The organism is Acinetobacter sp. UBA6720, assembly GCF_002454215.1.
Classification (GTDB): Bacteria; Pseudomonadota; Gammaproteobacteria; order Pseudomonadales; family Moraxellaceae; genus Acinetobacter.
In genome coordinates, this window is sequence record NZ_DKIK01000100.1 from 1 (window position 1) to 18,539 (window position 18,539).

Consider the following 18,539-nt stretch of genomic DNA (forward strand, 5'->3'; position numbering starts at 1 on the left):
AACTTAACGGGAAAGTCGCTCAAGCGGATTAGTGTCAATGGGCAGTTTCCAGCGCCTTTGCTTGAGTTTGAGGAGGGTGATGATGCAGTCATTCGCGTCAAAAATAACCTAAAAAATCAAGACTCATCAATCCATTGGCATGGTTTGCTTTTGCCTGGGTTGATGGATGGTGTTCCGGGTTTTAATGGGTTTAACGGCATTCAGCCGGAAAGCGAATTTGTCTATAAGTTCAAAGTTCGCCAGAGTGGAACTTATTGGTACCACGCACACTCGAAGGGACAAGAACAGGACGGGCTGTATGGCGCATTAGTCATTTATCCTAAAGACAAAAAGCCTTTAGCGCAGCATGAAAAAGCCGAGCGTGACTATGTGGTGATGCTATCAGATTTCCATGAACAGAGCAGTGAACAAATTCAGAAGAATCTGAAAATTTCTGCCGAGTATTATCAAAATCAGCGTGAAACCATTGGTGATGTGTGGAAACAAGTACAGCGTGAGGGCTTAAAAGCTGCATGGCAAGACCGTTCCATGTGGAACCAAATGCGCATGCTAAAAACCGATCTGTCGGATGTCACGGGTTATACCTTCCTCATTAATGGTAAAACCCCTGAGCAGAACTGGACAGGTATGTTTAAGCCAAATGAAAAGGTTCGTTTACGGTTTATCAATGCCTCAGCCATGTCATTTTTTGATATCCGTATTCCTAATCTAAAAATGACGGTAGTCAGTGCAGATGGTCAGCCTGTTAAACCCGTTCCTGTGGATGAGTTTCGGATTGGAACGGCCGAAACCTATGATGTGATTGTGGAGCCGAAAGCAGAGCATTATCAAATTGAAGCAGAGTCGATTGACCGTTCAGGCTACGCCATTGGAACCTTGCATAATGAGTTGACCCCAATGGCCAAGGGCATACATATGCCTGCACCCCGTCCACGTTCATTGTTGACTATGGAAGACATGGGGCACGGCTCAGAACATTCAGGTATGGATCATTCACAGATGAACCATACGGCAATGTCTGAAATGGATCATTCCAAAATGAACCCTGAAGCGATGCCTGAAATGGATCATTCCAAAATGAACCCTGAAGCAATGCCTGAAATGGGTCATTCGAAAATGAATCCTGAAGCGATGTCTGAAATGGGTCATTCGAAAATGAATCATGATGCAATGGCGAATATGGATCACGCTCAACACAACACGAAAAAAAGTTTGGTACAAGAAGCTGTTACACCAGTTTATGGTTGGGCGAATGCCTCTACTCCTAAAGGTGATAAGGCATTGCAATATAGCGATCTCAAATCCTTAGAACCCCAAAAAGATACCCGTGAGGCGACGAGCGAGTTGGTGATTCGTTTGGGCGGAACCATGGAGCGCTATTTGTGGACCATCAACGGGAAAAAATTTAGCGACGCTGAACCGTTGAAAGTGAAGTACGGAGAGCGTATTCGGATCAAATTTATCAATGACAGCATGATGGCGCATCCGATGCATTTGCATGGTATGTTTATGCAACTGGAAAATGGGCAAGCCGCCGTTGATATGCCGAATAAGCACACGTTGATTGTGCCACCAGGCAAAACAGTGACCGCTTTATTGACCGCAGATGAGTTGGGCGAATGGGCCATTCACTGTCATCTGCTTTACCACATGAGCTCAGGCATGATGAATAAACTGATTGTGGCCAATGTCAGTGACGCTCAAGTGTCTACCACCCCAATTCAAGGACAAAAAGCAGTATCTCAAGCTGAGCCAAAAGGAGATGAACATGCGCATCACTAATCTTTTTTCAGGCTTTGCTTTAGCTATTGTTGCCTTGTTTAGTTCGGTTGCTATGGCTGCTGAATCTCATGCACAGCACGAAAAACAACAAGCCAAATCAACAAGCCAAGCTCAGTCCAAAGAAATGGCGCATGAGCATCATCAGCATAGTGCCGATGAGCATGCTCAGATGCTGAAACAGAAAAATGCGGTGGGTCAGCCTTCATTGGAGAAGCAAGCTCAAACTCAACCAAGTAAGCAGTCGAAGGCTCAGAAAGGAGATCATCATGCGCACCATTAATCTTTTTTCTAAAAGCATATTGAGCAGTTCTTTAATGTTGATGAGTGCTGCGGTTATGGCGCATGAAGGGCATGATATGCCTGCTGAAGCAAATGCAAATATGTCTATGACCACTGAGTCTGTGATGTCACAACATGCACAGCATCAGGCGATGACCATTCCAACTCAAGCTGTTCCACAGGCTAGCGCACAACATGTACAGCAGATGAATCATGATTCAACCGCACATACGCATGATCACCGTAAAGAGCATGGTGCACAAATTTATGCAGTCACTACCGTTGATAACAAATGGTTGCTGAATGAAGACGGCGATGGTGGTTTAAAGTCTGAGTTTGAAACCCGTATCGGGACAGATGAAAATAAGCTGTTTATCAAACTACATGCAGATAAGCAGGAATCGCATAAGGCTGAGTATGATGCCAAACTGTTGTATAGCCGTATGATTTCAGACTTTTGGGATGTACAGGCGGGTGCACGTTACCGAGTTGAAAAAGTGGAGCGTGAACAGCATGGATGGGATACGGAAGAAAAAGTCGATGGCGTACTTGGCTTACATGGTTTAGCACCGTATTTCTTTGAAACCGATGCCTACGTATATGCTGGTACAGACAACTATGCTGCGTTTAGTTTGGAAACTGAGCGGGACTTGTTATTGACTCAAAAGCTGATCTTTAAACCTTATTTAGATCTGAACATTATTTTTAGTGATGACTCTAAATATGCCAAAAAATCAGGTCTTAGTAGTGCAGCTGTCGGTCTTGAGACGCGTTATGAAATCAGTAAAAAAGTCATGCCTTATGTGGACATTGCTTATGAATATAGCAAAGGCAATGAAGCGACGGCTTGGCAAGTTGAAAGTGACGAAGAGAAAGGTTGGCAGTATGGAATGGGTATTCGCTTTAAGTTTTGAGTCGAACGTTTAGGTTTAAAGTGAATACCTGAGATTGCACCAGATTTGTGCTGAAAGAGGAGTGATTCGTTAGTTTGAATCACTCTTTTTTGCGTTTTAATGATTTTTAAGTGTGAAAATAACTCATTTTGGTGCGTATTTTGCTATAATTTAAGGCATATTCAGGAGGAACGACCTCCCTCATATTGAGAAAATTCGTCAGGACGACCTGACTCTAGTGAAATGGAGTTGGTAGTATGGCTTGGGTTTTTCTTATCTTTGCGGGTCTGTTTGAAATCGTTTGGGCATATTCAATGAAGCTGTCCGAAGGGTTTAGCAAACTCACACCCAGCATCATCACCATTGTGTTCATGATTTTAAGTTTTGGTTTACTGGCCTATGCAATGCGAACATTGCCGCTAGGGACCGCGTATACCATTTGGACTGGAATTGGCGCGATTGGGTCTTTCTTGGTGGGGATTTTTATTTTAGGTGAACCCGCAACGGCTATGCGGATGTTTGCTGCGGTGCTGATTGTATCGGGCCTAATTTTGATGAAACTCTCATTAAGCTAAATTCATTTAAATCTGTCGAGCTTCAAGCGATCCTTCGTTTGAAGCTTTGTTGTTTCTGGTCTCGGTAAAAGGTGTGTGGCGTATGGCATGGGTGATTTTAATTGTTGCAGGTTTGCTCGAAGTGGTTTGGGCCTATGCGATGAAAGTATCGGATGGTTTTACTAAACTGACGCCGAGTATTTTAACCCTCGTATTTATGGTGGCCAGTTTTGCGCTGCTGTCTTATTCCATGAAGACCTTACCTTTGGGCACTGCCTATACCGTTTGGACTGGGATTGGCGCGATTGGTTCATTTTTGGTTGGAATTTTGATTTTGGGCGAACCAGCCAATGCCATGCGGATGCTCGCAGCGGTTTTAATCATTTCTGGGCTTGTACTGATGAAACTTTCATCGTCATAATGTTGCTACATAGACAATTTTTGTGGTGAAGCATGCGCTTATTTTTTAAATATATGCCATCTCCTGTCGGGGTACTGAGACTGGTGGCACATGATCAAGCCTTGGTTGCCGTATTGTGGGAAAATGAAAACCCAAAACGGGTACGCTTAGCTGAGTTGGTTGAGCAGAATCAGCATCCGATTTTGTTGGAAACTGAACGACAGTTGAGCGAATATTTTTCGGCAAAGCGTCAAAGTTTTGATTTGCCTTTGGATTTTGCTGGGACAGATTTTCAGAAGCAAGTTTGGCAGGCTTTACTGCAAATTCCGTTTGGTGAAACCCGAAGCTATAAAGATATTGCGCTACAGATTGGCAATGTCAAAGCTGTTCGTGCAGTGGGTGCAGCCAATGGCAAAAATCCGATTTCAATTATTGCACCGTGTCATCGGGTGGTGGGGGCGAATGGAAAATTGGTTGGTTTCGCAGGCGGTCTGGACAATAAAGATATATTACTCAAGCTTGAGAAAATTGCGAATTAAGCTTGTTTTTCGGAGTTTTTAAGCTTGTTTTTTTATTTTAATAATTTAAAAATCAGAATCTTATGTTTTAATCTATCTTCTTTTGAAGAATCGTGTCTCTAACTCAAACAACGATGAATAATATGATGAGTCAAATTGTGGGGAATGTATTTTCAGAGCTATGGTGGATGCTACTGATCTTGTTTGGGATTGGCCTTTTAAAAGTGTTTAAGCCCTATCTGAAAGGAAAGTTTGGGGAGTTTGCGGTTCAAGCGCATGTAAAACTATATTTGGATGAGCGTTATAGTCTAATCAACGATGTGACTTTGCCTGACGAGCAGGGTGGGACGACCCAAATTGACCATATTGTATTAAGTCCCTTTGGTGTTTTTGTAATTGAAACCAAAAACTATAAGGGTTGGATTTTTGGTGGTGAACATCAAAAGATGTGGACGCAGAAAATTTATAAAAAGAGCTTTAAATTTCAAAATCCGCTACATCAAAACTATAAACACGTCAAAGTGCTGCAAAGTGTGTTGCAAGATATTGTCGATGTAGACTATATCCATTCTGCTGTGGTGTTCATGCCTGAATGTGAGTTCAAAACTGCGATGCCCAGTACGGTATTTAGAGGTAAAGCATGGGTCGACTATATAAAGACCTTTAATACAGAGGTGATTCCAGCGATGAAACTGAAACGGATTCAGCTTCGAATCGAAAAAGAAGTGCTAGAGAAGTCATGGAAAACCAACCGTGAGCATGTGGCACGTTTAAAACAACGTCATCAAGACCGTTAAACAAAACCCTGCATATGCAGGGTTTTCTACTTAGAAACGCTTTGGAATTTTCTGACCGCCTTCAACAGGTGTTTCTGCCTGTTTTAATACACCAAAGAGCCATGTTTCGGCATGATGTACTGCGACTTTAACACTGTCACCTTGTGCCAAACGACCTGCAATAAAACTCGCCAGCGAACAACCTGAACCGTGATATTCACCGGCTAAACGTGGGCAGCGAGTTTCAGAAATGAGCTCGCCATTCACAAACAGGACATTGCGAATATAGTCTGGTGTGTCTTCATGACCACCTTTGACCAGTACCGCTTTGGCCCCCATTTCAAACAACTTTTGCGTTGCGGCATCTAAGTCATCGAGACCCGTTAACGCCCGTAATTCAACTGTATTTGGAGTAATAATATCTGCTAATGGGATCAGTTCAACAAAAGCTTTGACCAAGGTTGCTTGATCGCCCAGTGAACCTCCACTGTTCGCTACTAAAACAGGGTCGAGCACATACTGGTACTCAGGATGTTCACGTAGAAATCCAGCCAGTGCTGCAATATTATCTGTGGTACCTAACATGCCAGACTTTACGGTTTTAATCGGTAAATCACCGACAACAGCGTGCGCCTGAGCTAACAGCAATTCTTTTGACGTCGCTTCAAAACCAAACACTTGTTGCGAGTTTTGAACAGTGAGTGCTGTACACGCAATGGCTGCATGCGCACCACTTTGACCAATCGCTTCGATATCGGCCTGTAAACCAGCACCACCTGAAGGGTCTAAACCAGAAAAGCACAGTACGGTTGAACGCACAGAAATATCCTTGTTGCGAAAATTTGCGATAGTATAGGCAACTTTAGCAGAACTCTCGATAGTATTTTATTTAAAGCCCAAGAAGGATCAGCTGTGATTAAACATATTTTGCTAGATTTAGATGGAACATTAACAGATCCGAAAGTTGGTATTACCACCAGTGTACGTTATGGCTTAAACAAAGTTGGGCATCCCATTGCCGATGATCTAAACATTGACTGGATTATTGGGCCACCACTCAAAGCGTCTTTGGCAAAACTCTTAAATGTTGCAGTGGACGATGTTTTGGCAGAGCAAGCTCTACTGGGCTATCGTGAGCGTTTTGCGGTGAAAGGTTTATATGAAAACCATTTATTTGCCGATGTTGAACCGACCTTAAAAAAACTGACCGAGCAGGGTTATCACTTGTATTTGGCAACAGCAAAACCAGAAGTCTATGCCCGTCAAATCTTAGAGCATTTCAATTTACTACAATACTTTGTGCACCCCTATGGCAGTGAACTGAACGGTGAGCGCACCAATAAGGGAGATTTGATTGCTTATATTCTAGAAAAAGAGCAGTTAAAAGCAGCAGAATGTCTGATGGTTGGCGACCGAGAGCATGACATTTTGGGTGCACGTCGCAACGGCATTGAGACTATTGCGGTGGAATACGGTTATGGTTCTGATCAAGAGTTGACGGAAGCCGCGCCTAAAGCACGAATTAAAAATTTTGCAGAGATACTTCAATTTATTAAGTAAAATCAGTATGATTGCTAAATAATAAAATACTTGATTATGCGAATAATGATAAAAAAAGTTCTGCTGGGTTTGGTTATATTGGCATTCGGTAGTGGTGGATTGGTTTATTGGTTACAGCAGGATGATGAGTTATCTGCTCAAACCAAAGCCTTGATAGATGCTGACTATGCCTTTCAAAGCGATCTGAAACAGCATCCATTTTTCTATGCCTGGGGAATGGATGCGAAAGCAGATGTTGAGCCTGAAAGCTTGGGTCGTTTACGCTATTATGAGCAGTGGCAACAGCAGGGTAAGTCATTATCTTCCGCAAATAAAGCAGCGCCTATGCAAATACAGCAGTTGCAAAAACACCCGTTGTTGGCAGAACAAAAACAAGTATTAGATGAACTCAATCAGGTTTTACTACAAACGCCAGAACAAAGTGAATCCTTTATTCGCCAACATCAATCTCAGTTTGTTGCAATGTTTACAACAGAGCAATTTGCAATACAGCGTTATTTGCACTGGTTAAACAGTACGGATTATGTCTCTTTATTGCTTCCAGCTGACGGTGTACTGCCAGACTATCAAACTCTGCGCGATCTTCATTTATTGCATGCGGTTCAATTGAGTTTAAAATCTAAAGATGAGTCAAAGACTGCACTTTTACAGTACATCTCTGCTTTACAAAATATGCAGGGACAGAAACTCTCTATGATTGAGAAATATATCATGCAGAACTTTATGTGGCAGAGTCTGGATATGCTCAATCTAAAGGCTCAGCATGCGAGCGTGCATGTCGCACCTTTAACTCAGCATGCTTTGAGTTTAAGGCAAAGTATGCGTTATGAAGTGAGCCAAAATGCACACTCCTTTCAAAGTCTAGCAGTACCAAAAGGTATGTCTGATTGGCAATACCGTCTGGTTTATCTACCAAACCGCAGTTTAAATCAGCAAGTTAAAGACATCGAACCTTATATTGCATTGTCTGAACTATCGTATTTGGATTTCTTGCAACAGTATGAGCATTTTCAGCCTGAGAAGCGCTCTAAATACGTTTTGAAAAATTCGGTGGGAAATATTTTAGCGCAAGTAGCTGTTGTTGATTGGCGGCCTTATGCACTTCGTTCTCGAATTTTAGACAATAAAATTCGAGTTTTTAATGCGGTATAAAAGCAGGAATCGGTAGAAGAGCTGAATAAAAATAGGGAAGGATATGATTATTATCAAAAAGGGCATCAGCTCTGTTTGAAACAGCCATTTTCACAACAAAAGCTCCCTGCGTATTTAGCTCAAGATACTTGTATGCCGATTTAAGCTATTGTGCAATTTAGCGAATGTCCAAATAAAAACTTTCTTTGACTTCTTCCATCACAATATAACTGTGCGATGACGCTGAAGAGGGCAGTTTTTTTAGTAAATCACCCAATAGGCGTCGGTAGGCACTCATTTCTTTTAAACGGGCTTTGACTAAATAATCGAATTCACCTGAAATCAGATGGCATTCTAAAACCTCTGGAATCTCGACCAAGTCACGCGCCACTTGATCAAACACATCGCCAGACTTGGCTGATAGCTTAATTTCTAAAAACACCAATAAGTTTCGATCGACCAGTTGCGGATTGAGGCGTGCGTAGTAACCCATGATAATACCATCACGCTCTAAGCGTTTGACGCGTTCCGAACATGGCGTGGTTGAGAGGTTAACGCGAGAGGCCAATTCACTAATTGCAATTCGTCCATCGCGCTGCAAAATGTCTAAAATCTGCTGATCAATCCGATCTAATTTACGCATTATAAATTTCCTATGTTTAGAATTTTAGCGCGACAAAAGTGGTGATTTACCTAGATTATAATATTAAAAACAGTGAAAAAAACTATTAACCTAAAAATATACTAGTGAAATAAACTAGTGTGTGTAAGGGATCAGTCATGCGTGTAATTGTCTTAGGTAGTGGTGTCATCGGTGTTGCAAGTGCATATTACCTTGCACAACAAGGCGCAAGCGTTACGGTTTTAGACCGTCAGGCTGGTCCTGCTGAAGAAACTAGCTTTGGTAACGCAGGGCAAATCTCTCCGGGTTATTCTACACCGTGGGCTGCACCTGGTATTCCGTTTAAAGCCGTAAAGTGGATGTTCCAACATCATGCACCCTTAGCCATTAACATTGATGGTAGCATGTGGCAGTTAAACTGGATGGCGCAGATGTTAAAAAACTGCAATCCACAAAGCTATGCCATTAACAAAGAGCGTATGACGCGTGTTGCTGAATACAGTCGTGACTGCTTACGTGAACTGCGTAAAGAAACTGGCATTCACTATGAAAACCGTGCGAAAGGAACTTTGCAGGTTTTCCGTAATGAAGCTCAATTGGATGCCGTACAACGTGACATCCAAGTATTAAAAGAATGTGGCGTCGACTACGAACTATTATTAAAAGATGACTTAGCCAAAGTTGAGCCAGCTTTAGAATATGCTAAAGATAAATTAGTCGGTGGTTTACATCTACCGAATGATGAAACAGGTGACTGTTACCTATTTACCAATGCTTTGGCAAACCTTGCAAAAGACATGGGTGTAGAATTTAAATTTAACCAAAATGTTGAAAAACTAGTGGTTGAAGGTGATGAAATCAAAGGCGTGGTGGTGGATGGTCAAGTGCTTACAGCAGACCGTTATGTGCTTGCTTTTGGTAGTTATTCACGTGATTTCTTGAAACCATTGAATTTGAATTTGCCTGTATACCCTGTCAAAGGCTACTCACTAACCATTCCAATTGTAGATCCTGCATTTGCGCCACAGTCTACGGTTCTTGATGAAACTTATAAAATTGCCATCACGCGTTTTGACCAACGTATCCGTGTGGGGGGGATGGCAGAACTGAGTGGTTTCAACCACGGTTTAAACCAAGATCGCCGTGCAACTTTGGAGATGGTGACTCAAGACCTATTCCCAGGTGGAAACTTAGCTGAAGCCAGTTTCTGGACCGGTTTACGTCCAATGACACCAGACTCAACGCCAATCATTGGTGCGACTCGTTTTAAAAACCTATTCTTAAATACAGGGCATGGCACCTTGGGTTGGACCATGGCATGTGGTTCAGGCAAGCTCATTAGTGACTTGGTGATGAATCATCAACCAGACATCAGTACTGAAGGTCTCTCTATTCAACGTTATCCTTCAGCAGCCTAATCCGTTTTAGGCCGTATTGATTCAAGGAAGAAGAAAATGCCACGTCCAATTACTGCAGTGATTCATAGCCAATCACTGCAGCATAATTTAAATGTTGCTCGCACTAAAATGCCGAATAGTCAAGTCTATGCGGTGGTCAAAGCCAATGCTTATGGTCATGGGATTGAACGCGTCTATCAAGCGTTCAAATCTGCCGATGGTTTTGCGCTGCTCGATTTGGCAGAGGCAAAACGCATTCGTGCTTTGGGCTGGACAGGCCCAATTCTGTTACTCGAAGGTATTTTCTCAGAGCAAGATCTATTTGACTGCCATGAGCTAGGTTTAAGCTTCAGTATTCATAGTGAATATCAACTTGAATGGTTAGCGCGTTTTCCTTTAGAGGCGCAGTTCGATGTTTATTTAAAAATGAACAGCGGCATGAACCGTTTAGGTTTCCGTCCTGAACAGTACCGTCAAGTATGGCAGCAGCTCTCAAACTTGCCTCAAGTTCGACGTTTGACCCATATGATGCATTTTTCGGATGCCGATGGTGAGCGTTTCGGACGTGATGGCATTGCGCATCAATGTCAGTTGTTTGATGCCATTACCCATGATCTACCGGGTGCACGTTCAGTCAGCAACAGCGCAGCCATCTTACGTCATGAACAGTTGCAGTCGGATGTGATCCGTAGCGGCATTATGCTTTATGGCAGTTCTCCAGATTATCCAAGCCACTCCATTGAAGACTGGGATTTGCAACCTGCCATGAGTTTGCGCAGCGAGCTGATTGCCATTCAGCAGTTAAAAGCAGGCGATAGTGTCGGTTATGGCTCAAAGTTCATTGCTGAAAGCGACATGCGTGTGGGTATTGTGGCTTGTGGTTATGCCGATGGTTATCAACGGATTACCGCAACGGGTACGCCTATTTTAGTCGATGGACAACGCAGTAGTTTGGTCGGACGGGTCAGCATGGACATGTTGGCGGTTGATTTATCTCACCTCCCAAATGCCCAAGTTGGCAGCGAAGTGGTGCTGTGGGGTACATCGAAACAGGGCACTGTGCTTAGCATTGATGAAGTCGCAGCAGGTTCAGGCACGATTGGCTATGAGCTGATGTGTGCTGTCACTGCACGTGTCAATTTTATCCAAGATTAAATTTTATTTTTATACAGTTTCATACAAGGAAAGACCTATGTCACATTCAGACATTCAAAAATTCAACACCAACGAAGTCATGAGTGCAGTCACTGTGTTTAATCAAGTGGTGTATTTGTCAGGGCAAGTGCCAAAAAATACCGACAATGATGTCGCAGGTCAGACCCGTGAAATTTTAGCAACAATTGATGAGCTTTTAGCTTTGGCAAATACAGATAAATCACGTTTGTTATCTGTTCAGCTTTACATCAAAAATCTCTCTGATTTCTCAACAGTCAATGCGATTTGGATTGATTGGATGAATGGTTGTGTAGCGCCTTCGCGTGCCACGATTCAGGCTGATTTGGTTAATCCAAACTGGTTGATCGAAATTGCAGTGACGGCTGCACAAAACTAATTTTTTAAACTCTCCCCGTGTATATCAGCGCTTGGGTTTCAACCGAAGTGCTGATGAGCGTATAAATGCCGCCCGTTAGGATAACGAGCACTGTATGAACATGGTTTATACGCAAAAAAGGACTTTAACAGGATGTTAAATTATGACGACTACCCCACAAGCTGACGGTGCAAATGCATCATCGCATGAATTACAACGGAAATTATCCAACCGCCACCTGCAATTGATTGCCATTGGTGGCGCGATTGGTACGGGCCTGTTCATGGGTTCGGGCAAAACCATCTCTCTTGCTGGTCCTTCGATTCTGATCATTTATATGATTATCGGGACCATGTTCTTCTTCCTAATGCGTGCATTGGGCGAAATTTTATTGTCAAATTTGCACTATAAGTCGTTTATCGACATGGCTCATGATCTGATTGGGCCGGGTGCGGGTTACTATATCGGTTGGTCCTATTGGCTCGGTTGGGTCTTGGTCGGTATTGCGGACTTGGCAGCCATTATTAACTATCTCGGCTTTTGGCTCCCGCCAGACATGGCCTTTACTCCCATGGGGCAGGCTTTAATCAGTGTCGGCTGTGTGTTGTTTGTTCTTGGGTTAAATTTGCTGACTGTGAAACTCTTCGGTGAAATTGAATTTTGGTTTGCTTTAATCAAAATCTTAGCTATTTTAGGGTTGATCGTGATTGGTGGCTTTATGGTGTTTAGTCATTTCCAAGCACCGGGCGGTTCAGTTGCAAGCTTCAGTCATGTTTGGTCGCATGGTGGGATGTTCCCTCAAGGTGGCAGTGGCTTTTTAGCTGGCTTCCAAATTGCACTCTTTGCCTTTGTCGGTGTAGAGTTGATTGGAACCATGGCTGCTGAAACCAAAGACCCTGAAAAGAACTTACCGAAAGCAGTGAATGCGATTCCAACACGTATCATCTTGTTCTATGTCTTGTCGCTATTTGTCGTGATGTCGGTGACGCCGTGGAATCAAATTCCTGCGGATCAAAGTCCGTTCGTGTCACTATTTTTACATGCAGGTATCCCAACTTCAGCCATCATTATGAATTTAGTGGTGCTGTCTTCAGTGATGTCTTCAATGAATAGTGGTGTGTTCTCTACATCACGTATGCTCTTTGGTTTGGCAAGAGAAGGGCAAGCACCACAGAGCCTAGCGCGTCTGTCAAAACGTGCTGTACCAGCAAAAGGCTTATTCTTCTCATGTGCCTTTATCATGGCAGGTGCGGCGCTACAGTATTTTGTACCAAACACCGTTGAAGCCTTTACATTAGCCAGCTCATTGTGTGTGATTCTGTTTATCAGTATTTGGAGCATTATTATGGTGTGCTATATCCGCTACCGTAAATTGCGTCCTGAGCTACATGCAAAATCGACCTTTAAAATGCCGGGCGGTGTTTGGATGTCTTATGTGGTCTTAATCTTCTTATTCTTCACGTTGGTTATTTTGAGTTTAGAGGCGGATACCCTTCGCGCATTGATGATCAGTCCGCTATGGGTGATTATTTTAGCCGTGACCTATCAACTGCTGTACAAGCCACGTATGAAAAAACGTCTGTTAGAACAGCAACTGGATAACTAAGTAAATTCATTCTGCCCTTGTGATATTTGAAAGAAAGCCCTGCATAATCAGTAATACCAGTCAGTTTCTTAACTGACTGGTATTTTCTTTTTTAAGTTTGAGGTTTTATTCGATACGTGACAATGTCATCCGCAACCTGTCTAGCATTTAAAGCGGACTGTTTTTGCAAAGAAAATTTTTTAAATACAGAAAGTGAATAGGTTTTGCGGATGACAAATGTTTTTGGTTCTTTTGGCGAATGAGAAGTACAACTTCGCAAGGAACAAAACGAACTCCAGCAATGGAAACTTAAAACGGTAAGACTCCGCAGTAAAGAGCTAAATTCATTCTGTACTCGTGATGTTTGAAAGAAAGTCCTGCATAAGCAGGGCTTTCTTTTTGCTTGAGCTGAATCAATGGGTTCTAATTCAGTGTTGGATCATTGTATGATTTTATATATAAAAGCTATTTAAATCTGATGGTTTCACTTTTAATGAAGCACTTTAAAATTTTAACAATGATTGATGCGTAATTATAAAATTGACATCCTGCGTGGCGTGTCCATCCTGTTGGTGCTGATTCACCATTTCAATATTCCGTATAAATTACACGATACCTTTCTCGGCATTTCCATTGGGGGCGAGAGCTTAAGTACCTTAATTGCCCGAAATGGCAACTATGGTGTGACCATATTTTTTGTCATTTCGGGTTTTTTGATTACCCAGCATATTTTACAGCGCAGTGGTTCTTTGGCGCAGATTAAACTGAAAGATTTTTATATCCGTCGTATTGCCCGAATCATGCCGTGTCTGGTGTTATTGGTCGCGATGGTCAGTGTGCTCGGAAGTTTAGGATTACAACCCTTTATCAATCAGTCGCCCAATGGCGTAGAGGTGTCCTATGCTGTGACTGTTCTTTCAGCTTTGAGTTTCTGGATGAATCTACTGATTATTGAATACGGTTGGGTGAACTATGCTTTGGGCGTATTGTGGTCTTTATCGGTTGAAGAAGTCTTCTATTTAGCCTTTCCTGTCCTGTGTTTAGGGCTTGGTCGGGGCAAAGGCTTTATTGTTTTGCTGCTCGCGATAATCGCTTATGCACCGTATTTTCGTGCCCTGCATTTTGGAGAGGAAAGTGGGGCTTATCTATATCACTATTTCTCTAGCTTTGATGGAATTGCGATTGGTTGCCTCACCGCAATGTATGTGCAACATTTTAAAGGTGCAATTTACAATCAAAAAATGATTGTTGCAGTAACAGCGTTTCTAATGACCGCTTTATATTTTTATGCACCCATCAAAGAGGTGAGTACTTGGGGCATCAGCGCATTTGCGTTACTGACGGCATTACTCATATTTTGCTTTACTCAAGAGCCGAAAGCTAAACCTGTTTCACACACGGCACGGATTTTGGTCTGGATTGGGCAGCGTAGCTATGAAATGTATCTGTTTCATTTGATTATTCTTGGCTTAATGAAAGTGGTGTATTTCCCAAAAGACACTTTAGCGGCTGAAAAGTTGATGTTGTTGCCTGTTTATTTTATCGCGGTGTTTATTTTGAGTTGGGCGATTGAGAAATATTATTCGACCCCGCTCAATTTGAAGATTCGTCAATTTGGGATACGGTCATAGCGTGGATCTTGAGTTGTACTGTTGATTTTTACAGACATTAAAAAGCCCCAAATCAATCGGGGCTTTTTAACTGTGGGATTTTAAAATGTCGGTTTAACCACGACTAAAATCACCACAGCAAATAAAATGAGGGTTGGCATTTCATTAAAGAAGCGCCAAAATTTGTGTGACTTGTAGTGTGCATGACCAATCAATTTCTTACGGTAATAACCGCAAACAAAGTGGTAAATAACCAACAGTCCAACCAAACCGACTTTGAGGTAGAACCACAGGGCTTCATGATAGTGGCGTGTTGCATCACCCCAATCGACCAAGAAATGTGCCGTGATCAGTGTTGCAATCATCGACGGCCACATAATGCCACGGTATAACTTACGTTCCATAACCTCGAAACGTTGATGACTGACTGCATCATCACTCATGGCATGGTAAACATAGAGCCGTGGTAAGTAGAATAATGCAGCAAACCAACACACCACGGCAATAATATGTAATGCTTTTACCCACAAGAAAGCATCAGAAGGAGCATCCATCAAGTCACCCTAAAATGGGCGGCTTAGCCTTCCCATTTTTTGAAAATGAGACATGCATTTACGCCGCCAAAACCGAAACTGTTACTCATCACAGTATTCAATTTTGCGTCACGTTTTTCAAGCACGATATCAAATGGTTTTGCGCCTTCATCCAGTTCAGTTACGTTGATGTTGGGTGCAATAAAGTCATTTTGCATCATTAGGACAGAGTAGATCGCTTCTTGTACGCCTGCCGCACCTAAGCTATGACCTGTCATTGACTTAGTTGAGCTGAGTGGAGGAACTTGACCTTCGCCAAATGCACGTTCCATTGCTTTTAACTCAGTCACATCACCAGCAGGCGTTGATGTCCCATGCGTATTCACATAGTCAATTTTGTCGACGCCGTGCTGTTTTGCTTCTTCAAGTGCCATCAGTACACAACGTGTCGCACCTTCACCCGATGGTGCAACCATGTCTGCACCGTCAGAGTTTGCAGCATAACCTACGACTTCAGCCAAAATGTTGGCGCCACGTGCTTGCGCATGCTCTAAAGACTCAAGTACTACAAATCCGCCACCGCCAGCAATCACGAAGCCGTCACGGTCAGCAGAATAAGGACGAGACGCTGTTTCTGGTGTGTCATTGTACTTTGAGCACAGTGCACCCATGGCATCAAACAACAAGCTTTGAGACCAGTGATCTTCCTCACCGCCACCTGCAAGCATTAAGTCTTGTTTGCCGAGTTGAATCAGGTTGTAGGCATAACCAATTGCATCAGCAGAGGTTGCACATGCGCTGGTAATGGTGTGTGCAACACCTTGCATTTTAAAAGCAACACCAACGTTTGCTGTAATTGTGTTCGACATATTACGTGGTACGAAGAACGGACCAACTTTACGTGCGCCTTTGGTGTCTAACAATTCTTTCATTTCAACTACAGATGCAGTTGAACCACCACCTGAACCGCCTGCGATACCATAGCGTGGATTGCCACCAATTTGCTCGGCTGTTAAGCCTGCATTTTCAACCGCAGCAACCGCAGCGTTATATGCATACATGGCACAAACACCCATAAAGCGTTTTAGCTTACGGTCGATACCATCAAAGTCTTGTTCAGCAGCAGCACTGATATGACTTTTAAAATTGAGTTCAGCATAGGTTGGGTTAAAACGTGTCCCAGAAATCCCGTTTTGTAATGCATGAGTAACTTCTTCCAAAGTATTACCGATACATGAGTTGATCCCCATGCCAGTGATTACTACACGTTTCATTTACAGATCCCTTATATGGTGGTTTTACCGAGTTGCGCTTAGAGATGAATCAACAATTTATTTCTAAGCCAATTGCAACTCTTATGTTTTCAATGCAGATCATAATAGCAGAAAGAATTTTTAATTCTTATGGCAAATCCTATGCCAATTTAGCTTGTCTTAAAATCAAGCAAAGCACATTTCAACTTTACTAAAAGACACATATTGTTATTGAGATAAATGCGTACTACACCTAGTATTTAGCTAGAAATGAAAGATTATAAAGCACGAGGTAAGGAATGGCGGATTCAAACAATAAACAGCGCAGTGGTTTCTTTTCAAATGCCTTTGGAGTGGCTAAAAAGCTCAGTCATACAGGTTTAAATCTCTTAAACCAAGTGGCTCCAGATGCGGTGTCAACACTGACAAATAGCCCAACAGGAGATGCCACGACTCCAAAAACAAAATCAAAAAGTAAAACTTATGAGCGCCCGCAACATGTTTTACGTGAGCACCTACCGACGGTATCACGTCAGCTATTAGGCCGACATTATGCAAAAGCAAACCGTATGGCGAGTTTTGTTTCTCCACAACTTTCCGATAAAGCGGCTGATTATCTATTTGGTCAGCTCAATCAATTTAGTTCGAATATGTGTTCTGTCGATGCTGTTTTAGATGAAGCGGGTGTGCGTGATCTTGAAATGTTAACCCAAGATGTTGACCGTTCTAAGCGGATTAGTCAGGCATTATCGGAACAAAATAAGATCATTGCCATTGTTCAGGGGGCATTGACAGGGGCAACAGGTATAGTGGGTTCAACCGTGGATGTGCCTGCTTCTTTGGTCATGTCACTGCGAATGATCTATCAAGTAGGGCGCTCTTACGGTTTTGACTTAAATAAAGAGTCTGATCAGGACATCGTACAGTTTATTTTTAAACAAATTGATTTGGGTTTAATTGCCGAAAAGCAAACTTTATTGATGGCGATTAAAGCGATTTCGAGTACCTTGCAAACCCATGATGTTTCTCAGTTACAACAGTTGTTGGGATCAAGCAATGATGCAGAAGCTTTGAAGAAATGGTTGACCAATGCCGATGGTCAACTGAAATGGGGGCAGTCGCTTGCTAATCTATCTTTACTCAATAAACTAGCAAAGCTCTCACCCATTGCCAGTGCTAGTGTGAGTGCCGCTTATAGTTGGCGCTTAGTGGATGATGCACATCAAAAGGCGCAGTTGATTTTTTCACAAGCCCGCCAGTATATCATTCAGCAAAAAGACAATAGCCTAAGTGCCTTGACCGCTTATGAGCGTTCACTTGAGCTTTTAGTTAAAGCATCGCCGCGACTGCTTGCTCAACGCAGTGCAACAGATGCGGAAACAGAGAGCTTAAATATGGGCACTGAAATCGCATTGGATGGTCATCAAAATATTGCTAAAGTGAAAGTTCAGAAGAAGTCAGACAAAGGCACACAAACACCAACCGATGATCTCGTTCAACAAGGCCTAGAGCAGCTTGCAGATCAAATGGTTGAACCCCATGATGCTGTTGCACCGCAACAGCCAGCCCTGCAAGTGGAAGAAGATCTTGCAGATTTATATCCTATGGATGAGGTTGAAGAAACCGTACAAAACAATAATGCGTCTTTTGTACAAAATGAACCCAATACGGCTTCAAAAGTTGCTGCGAAGCCTACTGTAGAGCCGACTGAAAAAAAGGTTACAAAAAGACGAAATACTCCAAGTAAAAAATAAACTACTTAAAATAGATGAAAATTTGTAAAAGTCCTGATGTAGTCAGCATTACATGTAGTTTGAAATGTTGACCATTTTTGCGTCTTAGCTTACAATTGCATGCCCTCAAAAAGTCGTCTTTTTTTGGGTTTTTTATTAACGGGAGAATTGCCAAATGGCAACAACAAATCAGTTGATCCGTAAGGGTCGTACGACTTTAGTTGAAAAATCTAAAGTTCCTGCGTTGAAGGCTTGTCCACAACGTCGTGGTGTTTGTACACGTGTTTACACAACTACACCTAAAAAACCGAACTCAGCAATGCGTAAAGTTTGCCGTGTGCGTTTAACTTCTGGTTTCGAAGTTTCTAGCTACATCGGTGGT

At 42.6% G+C, this 18,539-nt stretch carries 19 protein-coding genes and 1 pseudogene; 16 read left to right on the forward strand and 4 right to left on the reverse strand.

What is annotated here, in order from left to right; genetic code table 11:
* The 7 genes from B4F08_RS08990 to B4F08_RS09020 form a co-directional block, all read left to right on the forward strand.
* A partial coding sequence (locus B4F08_RS08990) for a copper resistance system multicopper oxidase (protein ID WP_291374188.1) occupies window positions 1-1,782 on the forward strand: 1,782 nt, incomplete at its 5' end.
* Window positions 1,769-2,062, forward strand: coding sequence for a hypothetical protein (locus tag B4F08_RS08995; protein WP_291374189.1), 294 nt, complete (start codon window positions 1,769-1,771; stop codon window positions 2,060-2,062). The genes B4F08_RS08990 and B4F08_RS08995, both read left to right, overlap by 14 nt.
* On the forward strand, window positions 2,049-2,975 hold the full coding sequence (locus tag B4F08_RS09000) for a copper resistance protein B (RefSeq protein ID WP_291374190.1): 927 nt from the start codon (window positions 2,049-2,051) through the stop codon (window positions 2,973-2,975). Before B4F08_RS08995 ends, B4F08_RS09000 begins: the two co-directional genes overlap by 14 nt.
* Before the next feature lie 236 nt (window positions 2,976-3,211).
* Entirely contained in the window at window positions 3,212-3,529 is a 318-nt protein-coding gene (locus tag B4F08_RS09005) for a DMT family transporter (RefSeq protein ID WP_291374191.1), read from the forward strand.
* 82 nt (window positions 3,530-3,611) lie between these two features.
* On the forward strand, window positions 3,612-3,929 hold the full coding sequence (gene sugE / locus B4F08_RS09010; RefSeq protein WP_119064948.1) for a quaternary ammonium compound efflux SMR transporter SugE: 318 nt from the start codon (window positions 3,612-3,614) through the stop codon (window positions 3,927-3,929).
* Window positions 3,930-3,961: 32 nt separating this feature from the next.
* Window positions 3,962-4,447, forward strand: coding sequence for a methylated-DNA--[protein]-cysteine S-methyltransferase (locus B4F08_RS09015; RefSeq protein ID WP_291374192.1), 486 nt, complete (start codon window positions 3,962-3,964; stop codon window positions 4,445-4,447).
* A 122-nt stretch (window positions 4,448-4,569) separates the two neighbouring features.
* Window positions 4,570-5,223, forward strand: a complete 654-nt coding sequence (locus B4F08_RS09020; protein WP_414632471.1) for a nuclease-related domain-containing protein — start codon at window positions 4,570-4,572, stop codon at window positions 5,221-5,223.
* 30 nt (window positions 5,224-5,253) lie between these two features.
* Here the strand turns inward: B4F08_RS09020 and B4F08_RS09025 are convergent, their stop codons facing one another.
* Complete coding sequence (locus B4F08_RS09025; RefSeq protein WP_291374193.1) at window positions 5,254-6,021, reverse strand: hydroxymethylpyrimidine/phosphomethylpyrimidine kinase; 768 nt, start codon at window positions 6,019-6,021, stop codon at window positions 5,254-5,256.
* A gap of 93 nt (window positions 6,022-6,114) precedes the next feature.
* On the opposite strand from B4F08_RS09025, the gene B4F08_RS09030 reads away from it, so the two are divergent.
* Both B4F08_RS09030 and B4F08_RS09035 read left to right on the forward strand, forming a co-directional pair.
* Window positions 6,115-6,762, forward strand: coding sequence for an HAD-IA family hydrolase (locus B4F08_RS09030; RefSeq protein ID WP_291374194.1), 648 nt, complete (start codon window positions 6,115-6,117; stop codon window positions 6,760-6,762).
* A 45-nt stretch (window positions 6,763-6,807) separates the two neighbouring features.
* On the forward strand, window positions 6,808-7,914 hold the full coding sequence (locus B4F08_RS09035) for a hypothetical protein (protein ID WP_291374195.1): 1,107 nt from the start codon (window positions 6,808-6,810) through the stop codon (window positions 7,912-7,914).
* Between the two features lie 157 nt (window positions 7,915-8,071).
* Here B4F08_RS09035 and B4F08_RS09040 read toward each other — a convergent pair whose 3' ends face one another.
* Entirely contained in the window at window positions 8,072-8,536 is a 465-nt protein-coding gene (locus B4F08_RS09040) for an Lrp/AsnC ligand binding domain-containing protein (protein WP_004694947.1), read from the reverse strand.
* 137 nt (window positions 8,537-8,673) lie between these two features.
* On the opposite strand from B4F08_RS09040, the gene B4F08_RS09045 reads away from it, so the two are divergent.
* The 5 genes from B4F08_RS09045 to B4F08_RS09065 all read left to right on the forward strand — a co-directional run bounded on the left by B4F08_RS09045 (window position 8,674) and on the right by B4F08_RS09065 (window position 14,659).
* Entirely contained in the window at window positions 8,674-9,933 is a 1,260-nt protein-coding gene (locus B4F08_RS09045) for a D-amino acid dehydrogenase (protein WP_086210758.1), read from the forward strand.
* A 36-nt stretch (window positions 9,934-9,969) separates the two neighbouring features.
* The gene (alr, locus tag B4F08_RS09050) at window positions 9,970-11,067 is read left to right on the forward strand and encodes an alanine racemase (protein WP_291374196.1); all 1,098 of its coding nucleotides are present in this window, start codon (window positions 9,970-9,972) and stop codon (window positions 11,065-11,067) included.
* Window positions 11,068-11,104: 37 nt separating this feature from the next.
* Entirely contained in the window at window positions 11,105-11,464 is a 360-nt protein-coding gene (locus B4F08_RS09055) for a RidA family protein (RefSeq protein ID WP_291374197.1), read from the forward strand.
* A 142-nt stretch (window positions 11,465-11,606) separates the two neighbouring features.
* On the forward strand, window positions 11,607-13,049 hold the full coding sequence (locus tag B4F08_RS09060; RefSeq protein WP_291374198.1) for an amino acid permease: 1,443 nt from the start codon (window positions 11,607-11,609) through the stop codon (window positions 13,047-13,049).
* 503 nt (window positions 13,050-13,552) lie between these two features.
* Window positions 13,553-14,659 (forward strand): acyltransferase family protein, encoded by a 1,107-nt coding sequence (locus tag B4F08_RS09065; RefSeq protein WP_291374199.1) that lies wholly within the window; start codon window positions 13,553-13,555, stop codon window positions 14,657-14,659.
* Window positions 14,660-14,739: 80 nt separating this feature from the next.
* Here B4F08_RS09065 and B4F08_RS09070 read toward each other — a convergent pair whose 3' ends face one another.
* Together B4F08_RS09070 and B4F08_RS09075 are read right to left on the reverse strand one after the other, a co-directional pair.
* Window positions 14,740-15,192 (reverse strand): CopD family protein, encoded by a 453-nt coding sequence (locus B4F08_RS09070; RefSeq protein ID WP_005011820.1) that lies wholly within the window; start codon window positions 15,190-15,192, stop codon window positions 14,740-14,742.
* Window positions 15,193-15,215: 23 nt separating this feature from the next.
* On the reverse strand, window positions 15,216-16,445 hold the full coding sequence (locus B4F08_RS09075; protein WP_086210754.1) for a beta-ketoacyl synthase N-terminal-like domain-containing protein: 1,230 nt from the start codon (window positions 16,443-16,445) through the stop codon (window positions 15,216-15,218).
* Window positions 16,446-16,723: 278 nt separating this feature from the next.
* Between B4F08_RS09075 and B4F08_RS09080 the strand changes: the two genes are divergently transcribed.
* Window positions 16,724-18,178 carry an EcsC family protein gene (locus B4F08_RS09080; RefSeq protein ID WP_291374200.1) on the forward strand — a complete coding sequence of 485 codons (1,455 nt, stop codon included), beginning with the start codon at window positions 16,724-16,726 and terminating at the stop codon, window positions 18,176-18,178.
* A 154-nt stretch (window positions 18,179-18,332) separates the two neighbouring features.
* Window positions 18,333-18,539: pseudogene (gene rpsL, locus B4F08_RS09085) on the forward strand (30S ribosomal protein S12); the annotation flags it as partial.

Excerpts from the sequence above, each read along its gene's own strand:
- B4F08_RS08995 (WP_291374189.1), top strand. The coding sequence starts at position 1,769 with ATGCGCATCACTAATCTTTTTTCAGGCTTTGCTTTAGCTATTGTTGCC.
- B4F08_RS09000 (WP_291374190.1), top strand. The coding sequence starts at position 2,049 with ATGCGCACCATTAATCTTTTTTCTAAAAGCATATTGAGCAGTTCTTTA.
- B4F08_RS09005 (WP_291374191.1), top strand. The coding sequence starts at position 3,212 with ATGGCTTGGGTTTTTCTTATCTTTGCGGGTCTGTTTGAAATCGTTTGG.
- sugE (WP_119064948.1), top strand. The coding sequence starts at position 3,612 with ATGGCATGGGTGATTTTAATTGTTGCAGGTTTGCTCGAAGTGGTTTGG.
- B4F08_RS09015 (WP_291374192.1), top strand. The coding sequence starts at position 3,962 with ATGCGCTTATTTTTTAAATATATGCCATCTCCTGTCGGGGTACTGAGA.
- B4F08_RS09020 (WP_414632471.1), top strand. The coding sequence starts at position 4,570 with ATGATGAGTCAAATTGTGGGGAATGTATTTTCAGAGCTATGGTGGATG.
- B4F08_RS09035 (WP_291374195.1), top strand. The coding sequence starts at position 6,808 with ATGATAAAAAAAGTTCTGCTGGGTTTGGTTATATTGGCATTCGGTAGT.
- B4F08_RS09040 (WP_004694947.1), bottom strand. The coding sequence starts at position 8,536 with ATGCGTAAATTAGATCGGATTGATCAGCAGATTTTAGACATTTTGCAG.
- B4F08_RS09045 (WP_086210758.1), top strand. The coding sequence starts at position 8,674 with ATGCGTGTAATTGTCTTAGGTAGTGGTGTCATCGGTGTTGCAAGTGCA.
- alr (WP_291374196.1), top strand. The coding sequence starts at position 9,970 with ATGCCACGTCCAATTACTGCAGTGATTCATAGCCAATCACTGCAGCAT.
- B4F08_RS09055 (WP_291374197.1), top strand. The coding sequence starts at position 11,105 with ATGTCACATTCAGACATTCAAAAATTCAACACCAACGAAGTCATGAGT.
- B4F08_RS09060 (WP_291374198.1), top strand. The coding sequence starts at position 11,607 with ATGACGACTACCCCACAAGCTGACGGTGCAAATGCATCATCGCATGAA.
- B4F08_RS09065 (WP_291374199.1), top strand. The coding sequence starts at position 13,553 with ATGCGTAATTATAAAATTGACATCCTGCGTGGCGTGTCCATCCTGTTG.
- B4F08_RS09070 (WP_005011820.1), bottom strand. The coding sequence starts at position 15,192 with ATGGATGCTCCTTCTGATGCTTTCTTGTGGGTAAAAGCATTACATATT.
- B4F08_RS09075 (WP_086210754.1), bottom strand. The coding sequence starts at position 16,445 with ATGAAACGTGTAGTAATCACTGGCATGGGGATCAACTCATGTATCGGT.
- B4F08_RS09080 (WP_291374200.1), top strand. The coding sequence starts at position 16,724 with ATGGCGGATTCAAACAATAAACAGCGCAGTGGTTTCTTTTCAAATGCC.